Source organism: Paenibacillus sp. EKM10P (genome assembly GCF_011800655.1).
GTDB lineage: Bacteria > Bacillota > Bacilli > Paenibacillales > Paenibacillaceae > Paenibacillus > Paenibacillus polymyxa.
Genome location: NZ_JAALET010000011.1, coordinates 133,900 through 153,092 on the forward strand (window position 1 = coordinate 133,900; position 19,193 = coordinate 153,092).

The 19,193-nt window shown below is 45.3% G+C and carries 17 protein-coding genes; 7 read left to right on the forward strand and 10 right to left on the reverse strand.

All coding sequences use genetic code 11. The features are described 5' to 3' along the window. Positions 1 to 263 precede the first annotated feature (263 nt). Positions 264 to 1,151: a DMT family transporter gene (locus HFE01_RS21095; protein ID WP_090891260.1), complete on the forward strand. Its 888-nt coding sequence runs from the start codon at positions 264 to 266 to the stop codon at positions 1,149 to 1,151. A 186-nt stretch (positions 1,152 to 1,337) separates the two neighbouring features. Here HFE01_RS21095 and HFE01_RS21100 read toward each other — a convergent pair whose 3' ends face one another. The 6 genes from HFE01_RS21100 to HFE01_RS21125 form a co-directional block, all read right to left on the reverse strand. Continuing rightward, entirely contained in the window at positions 1,338 to 2,345 is a 1,008-nt protein-coding gene (locus HFE01_RS21100) for an AI-2E family transporter (protein WP_167438638.1), read from the reverse strand. Between the two features lie 55 nt (positions 2,346 to 2,400). Continuing rightward, entirely contained in the window at positions 2,401 to 2,817 is a 417-nt protein-coding gene (gene psiE, locus HFE01_RS21105) for a phosphate-starvation-inducible protein PsiE (RefSeq protein WP_016819410.1), read from the reverse strand. A gap of 88 nt (positions 2,818 to 2,905) precedes the next feature. Continuing rightward, on the reverse strand, positions 2,906 to 3,400 hold the full coding sequence (locus HFE01_RS21110; RefSeq protein ID WP_016819411.1) for a DedA family protein: 495 nt from the start codon (positions 3,398 to 3,400) through the stop codon (positions 2,906 to 2,908). A 22-nt stretch (positions 3,401 to 3,422) separates the two neighbouring features. Beyond that, positions 3,423 to 3,932, reverse strand: a complete 510-nt coding sequence (gene pssA / locus HFE01_RS21115) for a CDP-diacylglycerol--serine O-phosphatidyltransferase (RefSeq protein WP_025363970.1) — start codon at positions 3,930 to 3,932, stop codon at positions 3,423 to 3,425. A gap of 24 nt (positions 3,933 to 3,956) precedes the next feature. Then, complete coding sequence (locus tag HFE01_RS21120; RefSeq protein ID WP_017425751.1) at positions 3,957 to 5,726, reverse strand: sensor histidine kinase; 1,770 nt, start codon at positions 5,724 to 5,726, stop codon at positions 3,957 to 3,959. Further along, positions 5,723 to 6,403 carry a response regulator transcription factor gene (locus HFE01_RS21125; RefSeq protein WP_016819414.1) on the reverse strand — a complete coding sequence of 227 codons (681 nt, stop codon included), beginning with the start codon at positions 6,401 to 6,403 and terminating at the stop codon, positions 5,723 to 5,725. Before HFE01_RS21125 ends, HFE01_RS21120 begins: the two co-directional genes overlap by 4 nt. 213 nt (positions 6,404 to 6,616) lie before the next feature. On the opposite strand from HFE01_RS21125, the gene HFE01_RS21130 reads away from it, so the two are divergent. The 3 genes from HFE01_RS21130 (at position 6,617) to HFE01_RS21140 (ending at position 9,234) form a co-directional block, all read left to right on the forward strand. Further along, entirely contained in the window at positions 6,617 to 7,960 is a 1,344-nt protein-coding gene (locus tag HFE01_RS21130) for a glycoside hydrolase family 30 protein (protein ID WP_017425752.1), read from the forward strand. Between the two features lie 163 nt (positions 7,961 to 8,123). Continuing rightward, on the forward strand, positions 8,124 to 8,519 hold the full coding sequence (locus tag HFE01_RS21135; protein WP_016819416.1) for a winged helix-turn-helix transcriptional regulator: 396 nt from the start codon (positions 8,124 to 8,126) through the stop codon (positions 8,517 to 8,519). 268 nt (positions 8,520 to 8,787) lie between these two features. Continuing rightward, a complete protein-coding gene (locus HFE01_RS21140; RefSeq protein WP_103042162.1) occupies positions 8,788 to 9,234 on the forward strand; it encodes a hypothetical protein in 447 nt (148 codons plus the stop codon). 106 nt (positions 9,235 to 9,340) lie between these two features. Here HFE01_RS21140 and HFE01_RS21145 read toward each other — a convergent pair whose 3' ends face one another. Further along, entirely contained in the window at positions 9,341 to 9,832 is a 492-nt protein-coding gene (locus HFE01_RS21145; protein ID WP_016819418.1) for a phenolic acid decarboxylase, read from the reverse strand. 164 nt (positions 9,833 to 9,996) lie between these two features. Here HFE01_RS21145 and HFE01_RS21150 point away from each other — a divergent pair, with 164 nt between their 5' ends. Beyond that, positions 9,997 to 10,545, forward strand: coding sequence for a PadR family transcriptional regulator (locus tag HFE01_RS21150; protein WP_103042161.1), 549 nt, complete (start codon positions 9,997 to 9,999; stop codon positions 10,543 to 10,545). A 75-nt stretch (positions 10,546 to 10,620) separates the two neighbouring features. On the opposite strand, the gene HFE01_RS21155 is transcribed toward HFE01_RS21150, so the two are convergent. From HFE01_RS21155 to HFE01_RS21165, 3 genes are read right to left on the reverse strand one after another with little or no spacing between them, the layout of a single operon-like run. After that, positions 10,621 to 11,820, reverse strand: coding sequence for a Ger(x)C family spore germination protein (locus HFE01_RS21155; RefSeq protein ID WP_103042160.1), 1,200 nt, complete (start codon positions 11,818 to 11,820; stop codon positions 10,621 to 10,623). Next, entirely contained in the window at positions 11,817 to 12,911 is a 1,095-nt protein-coding gene (locus HFE01_RS21160) for a GerAB/ArcD/ProY family transporter (protein ID WP_103042159.1), read from the reverse strand. Before HFE01_RS21160 ends, HFE01_RS21155 begins: the two co-directional genes overlap by 4 nt. Before the next feature lie 22 nt (positions 12,912 to 12,933). Next, positions 12,934 to 14,634, reverse strand: a complete 1,701-nt coding sequence (locus HFE01_RS21165) for a spore germination protein (protein WP_167438637.1) — start codon at positions 14,632 to 14,634, stop codon at positions 12,934 to 12,936. Between the two features lie 244 nt (positions 14,635 to 14,878). Between HFE01_RS21165 and HFE01_RS21170 the strand changes: the two genes are divergently transcribed. Together HFE01_RS21170 and HFE01_RS21175 are read left to right on the forward strand one after the other, a co-directional pair. Continuing rightward, positions 14,879 to 15,220, forward strand: a complete 342-nt coding sequence (locus HFE01_RS21170) for a phage tail protein (protein ID WP_016819423.1) — start codon at positions 14,879 to 14,881, stop codon at positions 15,218 to 15,220. Positions 15,221 to 15,269: 49 nt separating this feature from the next. Further along, positions 15,270 to 19,160 carry an immunoglobulin-like domain-containing protein gene (locus tag HFE01_RS21175; protein WP_167438636.1) on the forward strand — a complete coding sequence of 1,297 codons (3,891 nt, stop codon included), beginning with the start codon at positions 15,270 to 15,272 and terminating at the stop codon, positions 19,158 to 19,160. The last annotated feature ends 33 nt before the right edge of the window (positions 19,161 to 19,193 follow it).

Consider the following 19,193-nt stretch of genomic DNA (forward strand, 5'->3'; position numbering starts at 1 on the left):
ACGGGTAAAACAATAGATATACTGCCGCAAACAAGTGTGTTGTGATTACTCCGTCTTTTATCGAAAGCGACCGCGAAAAAGTGTCGGACAAATATCTAGTAAATAAACTATTAAATTCGATTTAAATAAATTGGACTGGTTATTTGTGTCGGGATTGGTCCTTCAGGAAAGTCCAATGGATATTTATAATTTATGAAGTTAACAATTCATTACGTTTCATTTCAGTCATACATTTTTATTGAGTGTATTTGGAGGGACAAGCAATGTGGTTTGCATACGCAGTAGGGGCTGCTTTTTTCTTTGGCTTACGAGGCATTCTTTACCAATGGACTTCTCAACGAACAATTAATCGAGATCTAATGTTTATTGGTGTATATATCTCTAGTGCAATTTTGGTTTTAATCATAAACTTATTTGTTAATCAAACATGGAGTAACGAAGTTTGGTTTGGTGTTTTAATGGGCGTTTTCTCTTTTTTGGCCAACACATTTCTGTATAAGGGATATGCTGTGGGGAGGGCTTCAGTCATTGCATTTTTTTCTGGATTGACGCCTGTAATTGTTGTCCTTTTAGCTGCATTACTTTGGGCAGAAAAGCTGAGTCCCGTGCAATTGGTTGGATTCTGTATCATAATCCTTTCTCTGCTCATCATCAGATATAAAAGAGATCTACAGGAAGGTACGTATCAAGGCTGGCAGTTTGGTTTATTGGCGATCATTTTTTATAGCTTTACGGACTTATCATCAAAACAAGCTTTACTAAATGGTGTTTCTATCCTACCACTCCTAACATTGATGTTTGCAACAAGCAGTATATTATTTTCTGGAGCTTTCCTAATTAATTTTAGTGGACAAAGACCTTCTTCAATTCAAGTAGGAATTAATAAACAAAGAGAAATTGTGAACCGTTGGACCCTTTCTAAAACCTTATGCTTAGGAATAGGAGTTGGTCTTGTAAATGTTTTAGCCATGGTACTTAAACTTGCTGCTTTTAATAATGGGGTTACCGGGGTTGTTTCTGCAATTATCGCCTTGAGTGTTGTTGTAGTATTGCTATATGCTCGTTTCTATCTGAAAGAATCAATGAGTAGAACGGAAATGTGCGGTGTAATCATAGCTATAATCGGAATCATAGTTGTAAAATGGATGTGAAAATTTAAAGGAAGTAAAACGTACCGTTGGACTCCTCCTGTACGGTAATGAGCTTCAACCATCTTTCCCATGAATAAAATGAATAAAATGAGGAATACCAGGAAATCAAAAAATGCCTGCGGCTTCGCAGGCATTCGTCATGAAAAATCAATGGTCACTACTATGTTCGTATCTGTCGTAAATAGATTAGGTATCCTTCTCTTGCTTGCGTTGTACCCCGATCAGGTCAAGGAAGAAAACAAACAACGGAATACCTACAATCAAGCCCCACACCCCAATCAGATGCTCAGAGAAGATCAATACAACAAAGGTAAAGAAGATCGGTAAATTGGTTTTGGATGACATCAGCTTCGGGTTCAGGAAATAGGCTTCAATCGCATGAATAACTACGATCAGAATAACCAAGTAAATCACATAATTGATTCCCCCGACGCTAAAAGCAATCAGACCGAGCGGGATCAGGGAAATGAATACACCCGCCACTGGCACCAACCCCAACAAGAATATAATGAGCGCGAGGCCGAGCAGATTGGGAAAACCCATAATCCAAAGAGCCGTCGTCGTCAATATACAGTTGATGAGTGAAATCAATAGCTGAGCTTCCAGCACCTTCCCGAATGTCCCCAGAAACATGCGTCCAAAATGGCCCACTTCCTTGAAGAACCAACCCAGCTTACTATCCACAAATGTAGCTGTAAAGCGTGTAATATAGGATTTTTCCATCAGGAAGAACAAGCTCAGAATAATTGATACCAGCAGTTGTGTTCCCAGCTGGCTAATTTTCATTACCGCATTCCAGCCAGGCTCAAATAACCGCTGAACATTGAGCGTGTTCATAAATTCAATAATCGTTTCGTTCCATTGGTTACGATCAGGATACATATACGCTTGCTGAATCATGAGATACACCTGCTTGACCTGCACGCTGATTAGCGGCACCATGCGGTAAACTCCCCACACGATAATCAGAATCAGCAACCCGTATACCAGTAGCAGCACAATCATAGGCGGCACATTGGCGAACCGCTTGATCAGCTTATTCACACCGTTATATATGCTGCCAATCAAAATCGTAAGCAGCAGTGTTAACAAAATAATATTCATCATGCTTCTTAACATGAAGAGCAGTAAAACGATTATCGCAAGGACGGCTGCCCGCCTGACGCCCGCATGATTCATCCAGTTTCTTACCATTCGTCTTTATTCCCTCTCTCCCACTTGACTGTCACCCTTGCAATCTTCCTCGGCATCAACTTTCTCTCTTTAACAACTTACTGTTAGCAATCAATAGAGAACCTACCATGACTAGGATAGCAATGGACCACCAGAATGTATTTTTAGCATCATCATGGTCCACAATAATGAGCCTGATGACGGCCGTAATCCCAATATAGATGAAATAACGTAATGGAAAATGAAAATTGGTTTTAAAGTACTTAACGATTAATGCAATGAATTCAAAATACAAAAAGAATACAAGCAGTTCTTCCGTGAATTCATAGTAATTTTTGTCGTCTTCTGTAGACAAGAACACATATGAAAATATGGCCCATGTTTCTTTTAGAAGTAAGAAGCTTAAAATCAGCCCGACCAGAAACAGCGAGATATTCAAGATCATTTGCAGAAAACCAGGTAACTTTTCAATATACTTCATTAATGCATTCAATACAGATCCCCTCACTGGTTGTACAGGTTCTTTTATTTATATTATCGGTGCAATACGTGAAAAATGCTACATTACTTTTGCGGTTACCTTAATGAAAGTTTATATTGGCCCCGGCAATGTAACCAATGGAGATAAAGATCAGTGTCCATACCAGAGAACCGGCGCTGGCCACCAGCATATATTTTCGTACAGGCATCGCGCTAATCCCCGACAAATAGCTTGTCGCATGTCTGACTCCTGGAATAAAATAACCGAACAAAATGGTCCACAACCCAAAGCGCGCAAACCACCCTTTTACCTTTGCAAACCGCTTTGGTGTCAGTCCCACCCACTTGCCGTGCTTATCTACCAGCGGCTGACCCAGCTTTTTGCCTAGCGTGTAGCTGATCATCATCCCTGTCATCGCCCCAATGAAACTGACTAATATAGACACGGAATAATTCAGTACCATGATAGAGGATAGGTAGCCGACAAACACCATAATAATTTCATCAGGAACGGGTAGCCCTATAATTCCAAGGGCAAGCAGTGCAAAAATAGCAATATATCCGTATTGTGTAATCATGCTGATGGCCCATTCCATAGAGGCGCCACCTCCTGACCGATTATTTTTTGAAGGACGGGAAGGGAATACGGCTAACCATCAGGAACGACAGCACTACCATTAGTGCCAGCAACAACCCCGGCTTCAAATGCTCACTCCATAAAAACATAAAGGACAAAACCACACCCGCAGCTGTAATGGGCATGCCCACAAAGCCTTTGCTAAAAGCCATCAGGTTGAATCTCGCCAACCTCACCGCACCGCATATCACAAACAACACGGCTACAAGCGGTCCTATCCAGTGGGTATCTCCCAGCTTGTACTGCAAGATTAGAAAAGCAGGAGCAACACCAAATGAGACCACATCCGCCAGTGAATCAAGTTGCTTGCCAAAATCACTGGAGCAATGCAGCAGCCTTGCCAGCAAACCGTCCAGTACATCCCATAAAGCAGCCACTACCACGAGGGTAAAGGCGGTCATATATTGCTCATGAATCGTGAAGTATAGGGATAGGACCCCTGCCCCCAGGTTTGCAAGTGTGCAAAGTGAGGGCAACCAATTCCATTTCATACTTGTTAACTCCTTTGCCATAGCTTAGCCTCCGAATATAACGACAAAACGGACGCCATCCTTGGTATTCTCCGCCATATAGCGGAATTCGTGTAAATCCAGAATTCGTTTAACGATCGATAGCCCGAGTCCTGTCCCACCTGTCTGGCGGCTGCGGGAGAGCTCGGCCCGGTAAAAACGATTCCATATCAGCTCCAACTGATCGTCTGGGATGGTCTCCCCCTTATTTTCAATGGAAAACGTATTGACTTCCCCGGAGCCTTCGATACGAATCGTGATCGAGCTTCCTTCCTCGGCATGCCGTATGGCGTTGACAACAAAGTTGATAATCACCTGTTCCATCCATCCTATATCGGCATGAATCGGCAGTTCATTGGCAGGAATAATGACCACTTCCAGCTGCTTCTCCTTCAACAGATGGAATAGCTTATCCACAACCTCCTCCACCAGCTCGCTCAAAATAAAGGTCGTTTTGCGAAGCTTGAGGGTTCCAGATTCCAATTTGGCAAGGTCCAGCATATCCTTGACCAATCGCTCCATTTTGTCCGCTTCCTCTACAATGACTTTCATATAATGATCCTGCTTCCCGGCGCTGACTCCATCTTGCAATCCTTCTGCAAACCCTTTGATAATACTTAGCGGAGTTTTCAGCTCATGAGAAGCATTGGCAAAAAAGTCTTGTTGTACAGCCTCCATTCTCTGCTTCTGTTCCATGTCCTCGACCAATTGCTGATTGGCCTCCTGAAGCTCACGCAAAGCTGTGTCCAGGTTCTGGGACAGGGTATACATGCTGTAGGACAGGCTACCCAGCTCATCATTCTGCCGGATTGGCGTATGGGCTGTAAAATCGAGCTTGGCCATCCGCTTGGCGGTATTATTCAAAGTAATGAGCGGACGGGTTACCATTCGGGAATAGAACAGGGACAAAATCAGAATGAGTGCAAATCCGCCGATCCCCAGATACAGATAAAACCAGCGTAGAGCCTCATTCGTCTCACTGATTTCCTGCAACGATGTCACAGTGAACAAGAGGTCGATCTCGCCTGTGCTCTGACGAACAGGATGGACGATAACGGCATTTCGTACCCCTGTCCAAGGTTCCGTCCACTCTTCCTCCAACACCTCGAAATTTTTAAGTTTCTCCAGATGATCCTGGGATAAAGGAAACCATTCCTCCAGCGCACTATACAGCAGACCTTGGCGCTGACTCCATGTTTTCAGATCCGGCAGCACAATCTCTGTTACCGTACCGGACAGTCTTACACTGTCATCTGTGCTTGTCTCATCTGAAATTGATCCTATATTTTTGAAACCAAGCTTCTGTATGCCTGATGGATAAATTAAATAGGCAGAGGAGATGCCGTCAGTTCCCAACACCTCACCTTCAACGGTCACCGTGTCACCAGGCTGAATCCGGGCAGCTCTCAGTTCATCTCCGTATTCGCTCATAAACAGAGACAACGATATTTTAACGATTTTACCATCTGCTTTTCTGAGATTGATATGAAACGCATCATCCAGCTTTACTTTGCCGTCCAGCGTTACAATCGCCAGCTGGTTTTTATTCTGGAGCATAAAACGAGCTGCCTCACGCGAAACCCTGCCTGATCCCCAAGCTTCCTGGACATAACTTTGACCGAAGCTTTGCAAACGACTTTCCACACGCCCAATCTTCTGTTTCTGATAAAAATTTTCAAAAAACAGCAATTGACTTAAAATCACCATTCCGTAAAAACACAGGAAAAACACAACCGTCATAATGAACAACTTAAAGGTAACTCCCCGTTTGTTCATTCTTCCTCCTCGAACCTGTAGCCTGTACCAAAAACCGTGCGGATATGGCGTGATTCACGGCCCAGCTTACTTCTCAGCTTTTTGATATGCGTATCAACAACTCGTGTGTCCCCTTCAAAGTCGATACCCCACACCCGGTTCAGTATCGCCTCCCGTGAAACAACTATGCCTTTGTTATGTATAAGCAGCCGCAGCAGCTCATACTCCTTGGGCGTCAGTTCGACTTCCGCCTGATCCACTTCAAGCCGATGAGCCATCGTGTTGAGCATAGCACTGCCGAACCGCAAAATATGCGACTCCGGCTGCACATGTCCCTCTACCCGTTTCATCAGCGCGTTCGCGCGAGCAATCAGCACCTTGGGGCTGAAAGGCTTGGTCACGTAGTCATCTGCCCCCAGCTCAAAGCCCAATATTTTATCATCATCACCGGATTTGGCCGTCAGCAAAATAATCGGTACACCTGAATGGCTGCGTACCTGACGGCATACTTCCCAACCATCCAGCTCAGGCATCATAATATCGAGTATAATGAGTTCCGGCTGCACCGAATCAAACCAGAGGAGTGCATCTTTTCCATTGCCTGCTTCATAGACTTCCCAATTATTTTGTTTAAAATAATCCGCAATCACTTCACGAATACGTATTTCATCCTCCACGAGAAGAACTCTTTTATTCAAATCGACTTCCCTCTTTCGGTCATTCTAGGACAACAGCATATCAAAGAGATGTGTACTTTATGTGTTCTCGCCACTTCTTATTTACGGAAACTTCTCATCCGCAAATTTCACCTTGGATAAGGGCAAATTTGTCTTCGCTCAGACCATCTCTTCCCCTACGATCCTACCCTATAATAAGTTGAGATACAAAAAGATTGAACAGGAGGGGTACACATGAGCAATCAAACCATTCAGTGGTTTTCCACTTCCAAAGCTAATGCTTGGCAATCCCAAGCTCATCATTTGACCCAAACCCAAGAGAGTGCCAACCTAACCTTTACAGGAGAAACATATCAGCTTGTAGAAGGCTTTGGCGGCTGTTTTAATGAATTGGGTTATGTGGCCCTGAATCATTTGGACAGCGAAGAGCGGGATCAGGTGCTTCATGCTCTCTTTCACCCGGAGGGCGAGCACAAATTCACGATATGCCGACTTCCTATTGGAGCGAGTGACTACGCGCTGGAATGGTACAGCCATAATGAAACGGACGGCGACATAGAGATGAAGCACTTTTCCATTGAGCGCGATCAGCAATATCTCATTCCTTTTATTCGGGAAGCGTTACAACTCAATCCAGACTTGAAACTGTTCGCCTCACCCTGGAGTCCGCCGACATGGATGAAATCACCGAAAGCCTACAATTACGGAACGTTGCGCTGGGAAAAGGATATCTTGAAAGCGTATGCATTGTACTTTGTCAAATTTGTTCAGGCATACCGCGAGGCAGGCATTACGATTCATCAGGTTCATGTTCAAAATGAAGTCATTGCTGATCAGAAATTCCCTTCCTGCGTATGGACCGGAGAACAACTACGTGAATTTATTCGCGACTATTTGGGGCCTGCTTTTGAAGAACACGGACTGGATACGGAAATTTGGCTGGGTACTATTAACGCCCCCGATCCGTGGGAGGAATTAATGAAGAAAACTTCAACTGGCTTCGATGAGTATGCCCATACCGTATTGAGTGACCCCGAGGCCTATAAATATATTAAAGGTGTAGGCTATCAGTGGGCAGGTAAAAATGCCATTCAGCGTACCGTAGCCAGCTACCCTGAGCTTCGTTATATGCAGACCGAAAATGAATGCGGAAACGGAGAAAACTCATGGGACTACGCCAAATATGTATATAACCTGTACCAACACTACTTCACCAATGGCGTGAATGCTTATATTTACTGGAATATGGTTTTGGAACCGCGAGGCAAGAGCACATGGGGCTGGGAGCAAAATTCGATGATCACCGTTGATCCAGCAGATCGAAAACCTATGCTGAACCCGGAATATTACGTTATGAAGCACTTTTCTCATTTTGTATTGCCAGGGGCCAGACGCATTGGAATTCAAGGTTCATGGGCTGGAAATGCGGTTGCTTTTCAAAATACAGACGGACAAAGGGCTTTGGTCATCGCCAACCCGTTCAAGGAATCTCGCGTGCTGAACCTGTCTGTCGGAGAAATAACACACCGTTTGGGGCTGGAGCCGGAGTCCTTTAACACCATCGTTATTCCTTCTTAAACGTCGTAGATTTCTGGAAGCTTCCAGCCTGGCACACATCATCAGATTGTGATTTCAGTCTATTCGTATCCCATCGTATGCATAGTTTCCAAAATGGATGTATCTCCTTTTGCGTACTGTAGTTATGCATAGTATACTTGGAATAACTACGGACAGGAGGTCGATGAACATCACAACTGTAAAAGACCGGATAGATTTGAAGCTGATTAATTGTGATAAAGAATTGACTCTCGCGGTCATCGGTGGCAAATGGAAGCTGATTATTTTGTGGCATCTTGGTATGGAAGGCACCAAGCGGTTCGGTGAATTGAAGAAGCTGATCCCCCACATTACGCAAAAAATGCTGACCAACCAATTGCGCGAGCTGGAAGAAGATCAACTCATTCTGCGTAAAGTCTATCCTGTCGTCCCTCCACATGTGGAATATTCACTGACGGAGCATGGCGAAAGCCTGATCCCGGTACTGCGAGCGATGTACGATTGGGGATCTAACTATCGCGAGAACGTGATCTGGAAAGAGGAAAAAGAAGAAGCCATTCAGGATGTAACACCCGTGTGATTCAGCTAAACAAGCATTTTGCAATGCAGATATATATTTCTTGTAAAGACGACCCTGGGGTGACCTGGGGTTGTTTTTTGTAATATACAGACCATCGTCAAGATAATGAAAGAGACGGATACAAGTATCCGTTTCCATTGCCATTAAAATCCGTTTTCCGCTACATATTCTTGTTTTACGCTTATATACATGATTTACATTACATCCGCTGTGACGTATGATTCTTCCATCCCTATTACAACGATCCCGAGAAGGAGGCCGTTCCAGTATGAACCTGACGCTTACCCAGCCCTCAACGCTGCAAACGACGCAATTATGCATTGGTTCCATAGCAATTATCCAATACGACCATAGTCAATTTCCTGATCCTGAACAGTATCAACACCATTGCTGCGGCTTGTTTACTATGTCGTGTAACGGCGCTCAAGGCCTGGCGGAATATAAGCTGCCTGAAATTAAAGGCACCTTTGATCTCGTCCGCTGGGCTTCCGTATTTACCTCGCTCAAGGGTCTGTCCTTGACCGAGGCCGAACAATATATTAAGCACCACGCTGATCACTGGGGACCTGTTAAAACAGAGCTGGCTCTATCTGCCCTATCCGATCTGGCTGCCCATGCGAACTCGTACATTCTCTCCCCAACAGCGACCACCCTCCACCCTCGGATTAGTCGTTCATATCTTATCGAGCATGGACTGGTCTACTATTCATTCTAGCTATCGTCCACCACTGCATAGGTAATCCACTCTCCAGTTTACGTAAAAAAGCCTGAGACTGCTTACCACAGGCTCAGGCTGTACAACTTCCATTAACCATGTTCGATTATGCTTGCAACTTCCCTGCGCGAATGTCGTCTGTCATTCCAGCGTAAGGTGCCTGAGAAATCAATTGTTCGTTGTTCACACCTGCATTTTCAATGAATGTAATATCCGCGAATTCAGGAACTACATACTTCGGATAGGTTTCATACTTTTCACGCGATTCTTCCATCAGCGGAATAAAATCGTTTTGGTAGCGTACCGTGATTTCTGGATGCTCATGAACCCATTTAGGGAAGAAAATAATGCCATGCATACGTTTTTCCTCAGGCATAAAGTTTAGGGAAACGTCTGTGCCTGTCGGTTCGGTCCACGATACTTTATACACATTCTCTACCAGCTTCACCAGATTGACCTTCTGATCACGTACCCAGCGTCCGCCTACCATACCACTATGAATGCGATAATCAATCGTATCCTCATTTTTAATATATATTTCGTACTCCCAACCATTCTCATAGGTGTAAATCATGTGACTGCCGATAAACTTGTCCATCTTGCATCCTTCTTTCCTTATTATGAGTTTATGAATTGAACAAGACACCAAAATAATAAATAATAATCATTCAAACATGTAAATATAAACATGTTTTAAGATACATATAAATTGTAGCGCTGTGATATACTATTGTCAAATACCCCATTGCGAGGAGAGCTACGTTGAAACGCACATTAAAATATGCCATTTTGGGTCTGGTTCACAAAGAGGAAATGAGCGGCTACGATATTACGAGCCAATTCAAGCAGGAAATTGGACAATTTTGGAGTGCTAAGCACAGTCAGATTTATCCCGAGCTCAAAAGACTGACCGAAGAGGGACTCATTGAATATCGCACCTCCATTACAGGAGCCAAGCTGGAAAAGAAGCTGTACTGTATTACCCCCAAAGGGACCCAAGAGCTGACCGAATGGCTGCTAAGCGCCAAAGAGTTACCGGAAACAGAAAAGGATGAGTTTATGCTCATGCTGTATTTCTCAGCAGCCATCCCCAAGGAAGAAAGTAAGCGCTTGTTCGAGGATCAGATTGCCAAACGTGAAGAAAAGCTGGAATACCTGTACGAAAGTAAAAAATCTCTCCAGCGGCTGGACGAGAACTTTCAAGCACCCGGCTCTAGTCAATTCGGTCATTATTTGGTGCTGAGCCGTGCCATTAATCGGGAAGAAAGCTATATTACGTGGCTGAAAGAAACACTGTCTCTGTTTAAATAGACTAAAAAACCTTCAATTCCACTTAGGTTCGTGGTATTGAAGGTTTTTCTATAACAGATGCAAACGAAATTCCTTTTAGTCTGCCGTCGTAATCGAAGAGCCGTAATCTTCAATATGAATATCTGTGCTGAACCGTACAGGAATGGTGCTAAAAGTGGTATCCCAATCCTTTTTGACCTTATGCCAAACTTTAGGATGTTGGATCCTCAAGGCTTCTCCGAAACCTCCGACATCAACCTTCAGTTTTTGCATCTTAGCTACGGTTTGTTCAGCTAATGAATTCACTTTCTCCTGAAAGAGACTCTCTTCTTGTCCAAGCACATTATTGTTGCGCAAATCTTCATTCTTTATATGCACCTCCGAAACACGTCCCTCTGAGGTCATTTTTACCTGAAAGAAAATGTCGTCCCCCTGGACGATGGCCTTGATCTTGCTTTTACCCGCTTTGATCTCATATGCTATGTTTTTACCGGTCTTCGGATCGCTGCTTTTCAGCACGCCTCCCTTCAGCTCGCCTTTGATCCACATAAGACCCTCAACCTCTGACTCATTCAGATAACCACCGTATGTTTGCGTCTTTCCTTTAATGATTCCCGCACCTGCGAGTTTGATTTCATTCTCCGCCGTAATGACATTAGGTAATATAAAGCTTCTTCCCCCCTTCATGGGTCCGATCACTTTAACCAAGGCCATAGGCTTTATCAACCGTGCATTCCGTTTCCGGTTTTGGAAAATATCCTTTAAAATATAGGCAGGAATCTGACCAGGGATTTTCTCCTGGAGTGTATTTCCCGCCTTTTCTGTACTAATCAGCAGCAGTACACTCGGCCGAATGTCATTATCCCCCAAGAAAAAGTCCAGCAGCTCATACAACGGAATCTTGCGAAGCAGACTGGAGCTGATAATAACCGTTTTCAAATGTTGCCCAATGGGAGGTCGATTGGTCCGCAATGAAATTTCTCTTATCATTTCAAAAACGGAATCGCCTGTTTCCGTAATATTAAAAAATTTTTTGGCTTGTGGAGAGGAGCTGTTGGAGCCGCCACTTTCCTCTGGAATGACAAATTGAAAGGTTCCTGTAATTAACTCCTTTTTTGGATAATCTCCCCCTTCCTGATTAATTTCCTTTTCTTGCGAGGATTCTTCCGCTACATCTAAAGCAATGCCTGTCTCCAGATTTAGATCCTCTACTGGGGAGCTGCTCCAGCAACCTGAAAGTGTGCTGCATATCAGGAAAACCATCAATCCGAGTAATCCTGACTGGACTCTTTTCATGACCCCACCCCTCTCCAGCGAGAAATAAGCAGCAGGGGCAGTGGAAGTAGCACGAATAAAGCGAACGCTACATTTCCGATAACCGTTCCAAAAGAAAATAGCTCATTCAGGTTTTTCGGTATTTGGGATAAGAGGTAGATAAACGGAAGCAAAATGAACAACATCTTGGAATAAGAGCTATTCAAAATTTGAGATACTCCGAGCGAAGCACAATAAAAAGCAATACTGAATGTGGCAAAAATCTGCATGATCCAAATGGTCAGCAATAAGGACTCGAACCGTTCCAACAACAGATACTCCACTTCAAAGCTGCGGGCCAAATCTAAAAATGGCCAGGTTCTGCTCAAGACCCCTTCCATTGAAAAGGCGCCAATGCACAGGATCAACGTAGCTGTATAAAAAACGACCGCGATCCCAATCGCCAATCCGATTGCCTTGGTTGCTTTCTCCGGTTTTTCCATCCGACAAAGGATAATCAGCAAGGACTCTGTCCCCGTTAATGTCAGGATTGTAGTCTTGAGCGTTCTAAGCACTGGCATTCCCCCCTCCGACAAGACAGGACGCAAGTTATTCAATTCAAAAATATTTAAACTCAGCAAGCAAATCAGCAAAAAGATAGCCGCCGAAACCGGAAATATCAGTTGACATATCTTTCCTAATGAACCCACTCCCCCCATGCATAGGTACAGAGAGAGCCACATAAAAGGTGCTGAAATCGCCCACGCCGGAGTGCCTTCAAGCAGAAAGAACGACGTGACTTCCTCCACAGATCGAATTTCAAATGCGGCTATACAAACAAAATAAATAACAATCAGCATACCAATCCCTTTGCCAATGAATTTGCCTGTTATTTGCTGAACATACTGGTAAAAGGTACTTTCTGGAAACCGTGAGCTTAGTTTGACTATAACCCATCCGAACAGAAAAGTGCCCACCCCTGCTAAAATGACAGATATCCACGCATCCGGTGTTTTTGCAGCTTCAGTTGCTACTCTTGGAAGGGTAAGCAACCCGGCAGCCAGCATAAAGCAAACCACAATTGCCGTTGTCTGTAACGTTGTAATCTTATCCGCTTTTTTCCCACGGGCCATCTTGCTCCCTCCTGTGTTGAGCTCATCCTTGTCGCTTAGGGTCTTTATGCTTCAAAAGAATGGGTCTGTTTTTCATAAATTGCAACGGTGCTCGTACGAAGTAATCTTTCCAGTCTTTGAACGAACGGGGGGTCGTTAGACTAAGAAACGGAACACCAAAGCTGTGTAATTTAACCATATGAATACTCAGCATCAGAAAAAACATGATCACGCCATACAAGCCAAAGATGGACGCCGTGAACATGGCACCGAAACGAAGAACACGCATGGATATGCCAGCGCTGTATACAGGGGCGGAAAAGGAAGAAATCGCTGTGACTGCCACCACAATGACGAGGATCGGGCTTACAATCCCGGCGTCAACAGCCGCCTGTCCAATAATCAAACCGCCGACGATACCCATCGCTGGACCGATGGGTTTGGGGAGCCGAAGTCCTGCCTCGCGTAAAATTTCAATGGAAATTTCCATAATCAGGGCCTCAATCAACGTCGAAAACGGCACTCCCTGTCTAGTACTGATAATGGAAATGACCAGCTTGGTTGGAATCAGTCCGGGATGAAACGAGATAAAGGAGATATAGAGCGCTGGAGCAAATAACGATATGAAAGTTGCCATAAACCGAAGAAATCGAATAAGCGACCCCGGTAGCCATCGCTCATAATAATCTTCGGGAGACTGGAGCATCATCCCATACGTTACAGGCATAAGAAGCGCAAAAGGTGTACCGTCCAGCAGAATCGCGACACGTCCCTCCAGCAATGCAGCCATGACCCGATCCGGTCTCTCCGTATTTTGAATTTGCAGAAATGGGCTAAGAAAATTATCCTCAATAAGCTGCTCTACATAGCCCGACTCCAGTACCTCATCCATATCAATGGTTTGGACCCGCCGCTTCACCTCATCTACAAGCTCCGGGTCGGCAATATCTCTGAAATACACTACCATCAGCTGTTTTTCCACTCTTTTGCCGACTTTGAAGGACGACATGGCCAGTTCTGTACTTTCTCCATGCCTGCGCAGCATCGCTGTATTGTCGCTGAGGGTCTCTGTAAAACCGACACGCGGTCCCCGCAGCACCGATTCCGATATAGGATCTTCCACCCCTCGTGTATTTCCTTTGGGTGTACCCAGCACAAAAGCACCCGGTATGCCCTGAATCACGAGTATGACTGAACCAAACAGCACCTTTTGCAAGGAGAACTGCACCTCTAACGTATACTCCGTCTCCGATACCAGCATGACCTGGTGAACAATCATATCCCGAAGCTCTTTTCCTCGCGGAAGCTCTCCCCTCTCTTGCCCGGAGCTGCCCCAATCCATCAGCGGTTTTAATATATTCTGATCCATGCCAACCTTGTCCGTTAATCCATCCACAAAAAAAAGTGTGCTTACAGCGTTCAGATTTCCCAGAAAAATCGAGCGTTCGTTTACGTCTGCCATATCTGCAACTGCTTGTCTGATTTTTGCTATGTTGGCTTCATAATCTTCGGTAAAGGTCCCCTTTTCCTTCTCTGCCTCACTGACAGATGGATTATGATCTGCCTGCTCCGAACGATCTTCTTCTTCCATAAGCTTTAATCGTTCCATACGTCTGCTCTCTCGACCATCCAACGCTTTGAGTTGTCGTACTGCCAGAAAAATAATCAAAGGTATGATGAACAAAAAGAAGGCTTCCACCCACACATTCCATTTGGGCGCATGAGTTCCAATGACCTGCCACACGCTGTCTCCTCCTTCACTTCCATAGGATTTGTATATAGATTTACCTGGATTAGAAAAAAGATGCATGAAAGATGGGGCAGATGGAACAAATTTCTTTGCTCATAAAAGGAATAAAAAGGTGAATTTGATAGATGAGCTGTATTGCAAAAATGGAAATCCATGATAATATCTATTCATTCTATGACTAATGTCACAAATTTGTTGAATTCGTGGTCCATTATTCGAATCTAAAGGAGTTGTAGGTATGAAGAATCATTTTTGGAAGAAAGCCGCCGTATTGAGTCTGTTGGCGGTCATTTTGTTAGGAGGAACAGCGATTAGCCCCAAACAGGCACACGCAGGTTATGAGCCTTATATGGGGGAAATTACGATGTACCCATACACGTTCGCTCCTAAGGGCTGGCTAAAATGCGAGGGCCAGCTGTTGCCCATTGCTCAGTATTCAGCATTATACAGTCTGCTGGGCACTAATTTTGGCGGTGATGGAGTGCGTACATTTGCATTGCCTGACTTGCGTGGAGCTTCCCCGTTGCCGAATGTAAACTACTACATCGCAATCGAAGGGGATTACCCGTCCCGCCCATAATATGAACACGCTCAAGTGGTGTGCTATTTAATAAAGAAGAGGTGATAGCGTGCTCGAAGGAAATAACTTCACACGCAACAAGTTAAAACCCTACCGTGTGCTGATTCCACTGCTGCCATTTATCAGCGGTGCGGCTTTGCTCATAGGGACGAATGAAACCAATGCTGCCGGCTGGGAAAATGTAGTGTTTAACAAACCAGCCACATCAAGTGGCTATAGCCAGCCCTATGACCCCAGCAGAGCTGTCGACGGGTCAATTGAACCGACAAGCCGCTGGTATCAAGCGAGTGACGGTGAAAAGTGGATTCAGGTAGATTTGAGAGACTGGTATATCGTGGATCGATACGTTGTTACAGGTATGGGTGTCCATTATGGGTGGAACGATGAACGTGATCCATACAGTTTCCGATTGCAGACGAGTAGCAACGGAAGTAATTGGGTGACTGTGGATACTGTGCAGAATAATGTGAGTTCTAATTTTCAAAAGAGCATTACTCCTGTAACTACACGATACCTTCGATTATATATTGATCAAGGAAATGCAAGAAACAATCAATGGGCCTCCATCATGGAATTCGCAGCTTATGGGGAACGACTCCCCATTCCACAGGCTCCGGGTCATTTTACAGGTACTAAAAATGGAAATACGGTGGAGTTAAGCTGGGATGCCGTTCCTTATGCAGCCTCATACAAAGTCATGCGAGATAGCGTAACGCTCTATACAGGCAGCTTAACCCAATTCATAGACACTTCAGCATTGCCGCCAGGTGAAGCAGTTTACACGGTTCAGGCCGTGAATGCTAAAGGGGAGAGCACTCCTTCAGAGGTCAGAGTGGCTATACTTACCGATGCCGAGAGAGTTGCACAGGCAAAAGCCGCCCTTACTTTAGGCTTCTCTCCTGGAGATACAGTGGATTCGGTATCCCAAAAGCTGACACTGCCACTCACTGGGTTAAATGATACGACGGTGAGCTGGAGTTCGGATACTCCTGACGTCATTACGAACGAAGGCGCTGTAATACGTCCGCGATACGATTTGGGTGACCAAAAAGTAAAACTGACAGCAACGATTGCGAAAGGAACCACCTCGGATACCCAAACTTTCGAAGTTACCGTTTCGAAGATGACTGCTCAAGATACATTGAATCAAGCAGCAGATACTCTATCGCTGGGTGATTTGTCTGCGGTACAAGAAAATGTATCTCTCCCTTTATCCGGTTATGGCGGAGTGCAGATTGAATGGTCCTCGTCCAAACCTCTTGTCATTGCAGTAGATGGAACACTCACCAGACCTTCCTATAGTAGTGGAGATACCGACGTTACCCTAACGGCCACCCTGCAACTTGCAGGCTTAACAAAAACAAAGGATTTTACTGCACACGTACTCCGTCTGCCGATGAGCGACACTGAAGCCGTGGACGCAGCATATAGAGTACTGGAACTACCGCTAACGACAGTAACCGGAGACGTATATTTGCCAAAAGATGCGCTGAATGGTGTTCAGGTGTCATGGTCGTCGAATCAACCCGAGTTTCTAGATCATACTGGACATGTAACCTTCCCAACCTATGTACAGGGCGATCAGACCATCACGCTCGAGGCGGTTGTGTCAAGAGGTGGGGTTGAGCTTCGAAAAACCTTCAGTCTGCTCGTACCTGCATTGCCCCTAAGCGCTGATGAAGCAGTGAATTTGGCGGCAAGTACACTGCATCTGGATTACCCGCAAGGGATTAAGGATTCCATCGCTCTGCCTCGTACAGGGGCATTTGGTACCCAGATCGACTGGTCCTCGGATCAACCGGATATCCTCAGTGATAGTGGTCAGGTGAATCGACCTAAATATACAGATGGTGATATAAATGTACAGTTAATTGCCATTATTTCTAAAGGTATAGCTTCTGTCCAAAGATCATTCACGATTACTGTGCTAAAATCATTGCCGAATACACCTTATGTACGATTGAACGGCAGTAATCCAATTGTTCTGGAAACTGGCGACAGCTTCACGGATCCGGGAGCCAGCGTACTGGACAGCGTATACGGCAATATTCTGATTCCCGATCTTTCAGGGATCGGCAATGTCGATACGAATGTACCTGGTGTATACGTATTGAACTATGCTTATAGCGACAATGGAAGTTGGACGGCAGAACCGGCAGAACGCCGTATAAACGTGTTGCCCCGTGCTGTTGCAGCTGCAGCAGGCAATGAGGATATTTCCTCTGTGATCGTCACAGGCGCTTTACCGAACGCACGGCTTGAGCTGTATAATGCCCAGCAGGAGCTTATAGCGGAAGGCATCGCTTCGAGTGAGGGAAAATATACATTTACACCTGTACCCGAAGGAGCCAGCTACTATGTGCTGCAGAACGTAAATGGCATGAAGAGCGCACCCTCTGGGCTAGTGTATCCACAAGGATTAACCGCGCAGCGTGTCGCCGATTCCATCACAAGCATACCTACCCCTAGAACAAGTGATACAATGCTTACTCTGCCTGCTGTACCCGATGGCTTCCGTGTGACCATCAGCAGCAGCAGTCAGCCAGACATTGTGCGTACAGACGGAACTATTGTTCAAGCAGACACTCCTTCTGTTGTCACTGTCATACTGGATGTTATGAAGGTAAGTGATGGTTCTCATGCTTTGACGCAGGCCATAGAAGTCATCGTCCCTGCCAAAGTGAGTATGGACACAGGCAAGTCTAACAAAGATAAAAATGAGGATCAGGATCTGTCTGCTGGCATACAACAGATTGGATTTTCAGAGCAAGGGAAAACAGTCTCTCTCTTTGTTCCTCCTGCGGCATTCCTGGATGAACAGATCCAACAAGCACTTCGTGAAGGCAAGGCATACGCTGACATTCGTTTGGAGCAGGAAAAGCAAATGAGTCGTGTTCTCCTCACTCATTCTGTACTGAATAAATGGGATCAGCTCGGAGCTTCAGTGATATCCCGATATGGGACGCTGATGGTATCCAGTGACACACTAACCAGCATGGCCGCCTCAGGTCAGCAGGACGTCACCATATCATTCCAGCAGGCAGATCAGCAATTTCGCGATTGGGCCGAGCAGCAACCCAACCTGAAGCTGATAGGGCCGGCTGTAGAAATTAAAGCTAACGTGACAGGTAATTCGTCCATTGTTCTGCCGCTGGATAGCGTATCCTCAAGTGAATTGCAAAATGTGGAGCCTCAATTCTCCATTCTTGTGATGTATGAAAATGGCGAGCACGAGATTCTAAAAGGTACTGCTGTGGTGAATTCACAAGGGATTTTGTCGAGTGTGAGTCTGAATACGTCTCGATTAGGTACCTTTGCCGCTGCCGTCTCTACGAACGCGTCTCAGGTTGATCAGACCCGTGTACAAAATGACCCACTCCATTCGTCAGATTCACAAGAACCAGCTCAGGTATGGCCGGACCTACAAGGTCACTGGGCAGCGAAGTCCCTACAATCTCTTGCAGCCAAAGGCTGGATGCAGGGCTATAAAGACGGCAACATGCGCCCTGAGCGTGCGGTGAGCCGTGCAGAATTTGTAGCCACATTGATCAGGGCTTTAGGAACTACTGGAGACGAGAGCCTGTCTACCTCATTTACAGATATGAAGGGGCACTGGGCTGGATCGGCCGTGGATGCCGCTTACCGTCAGGGATGGATTCAAGGACTAACTGCTCAGACGTTCGGACCTGATGAGAGCCTTACCCGTGAACAGGCGATGGTGATCCTGTCACACGCGATGCAAAATCAGACATCCGTTCCCAGCCCTACTGGACTGCAATCCTACAAGGATGATCAGCAGATTGCTTCCTGGGCTTCCACAGCGTTCGAGAAAGCCATAGGCTCGGGTTGGATTAGCGGGTATCCTGATGGAACGCTCAAACCGAAAGCCGCCATTAGCAGAGGCGAGATGGCTGAACTGCTGGTACGAATTTTCAAATAAATCTGCCGAAGACATATAATCTAATAGACTACA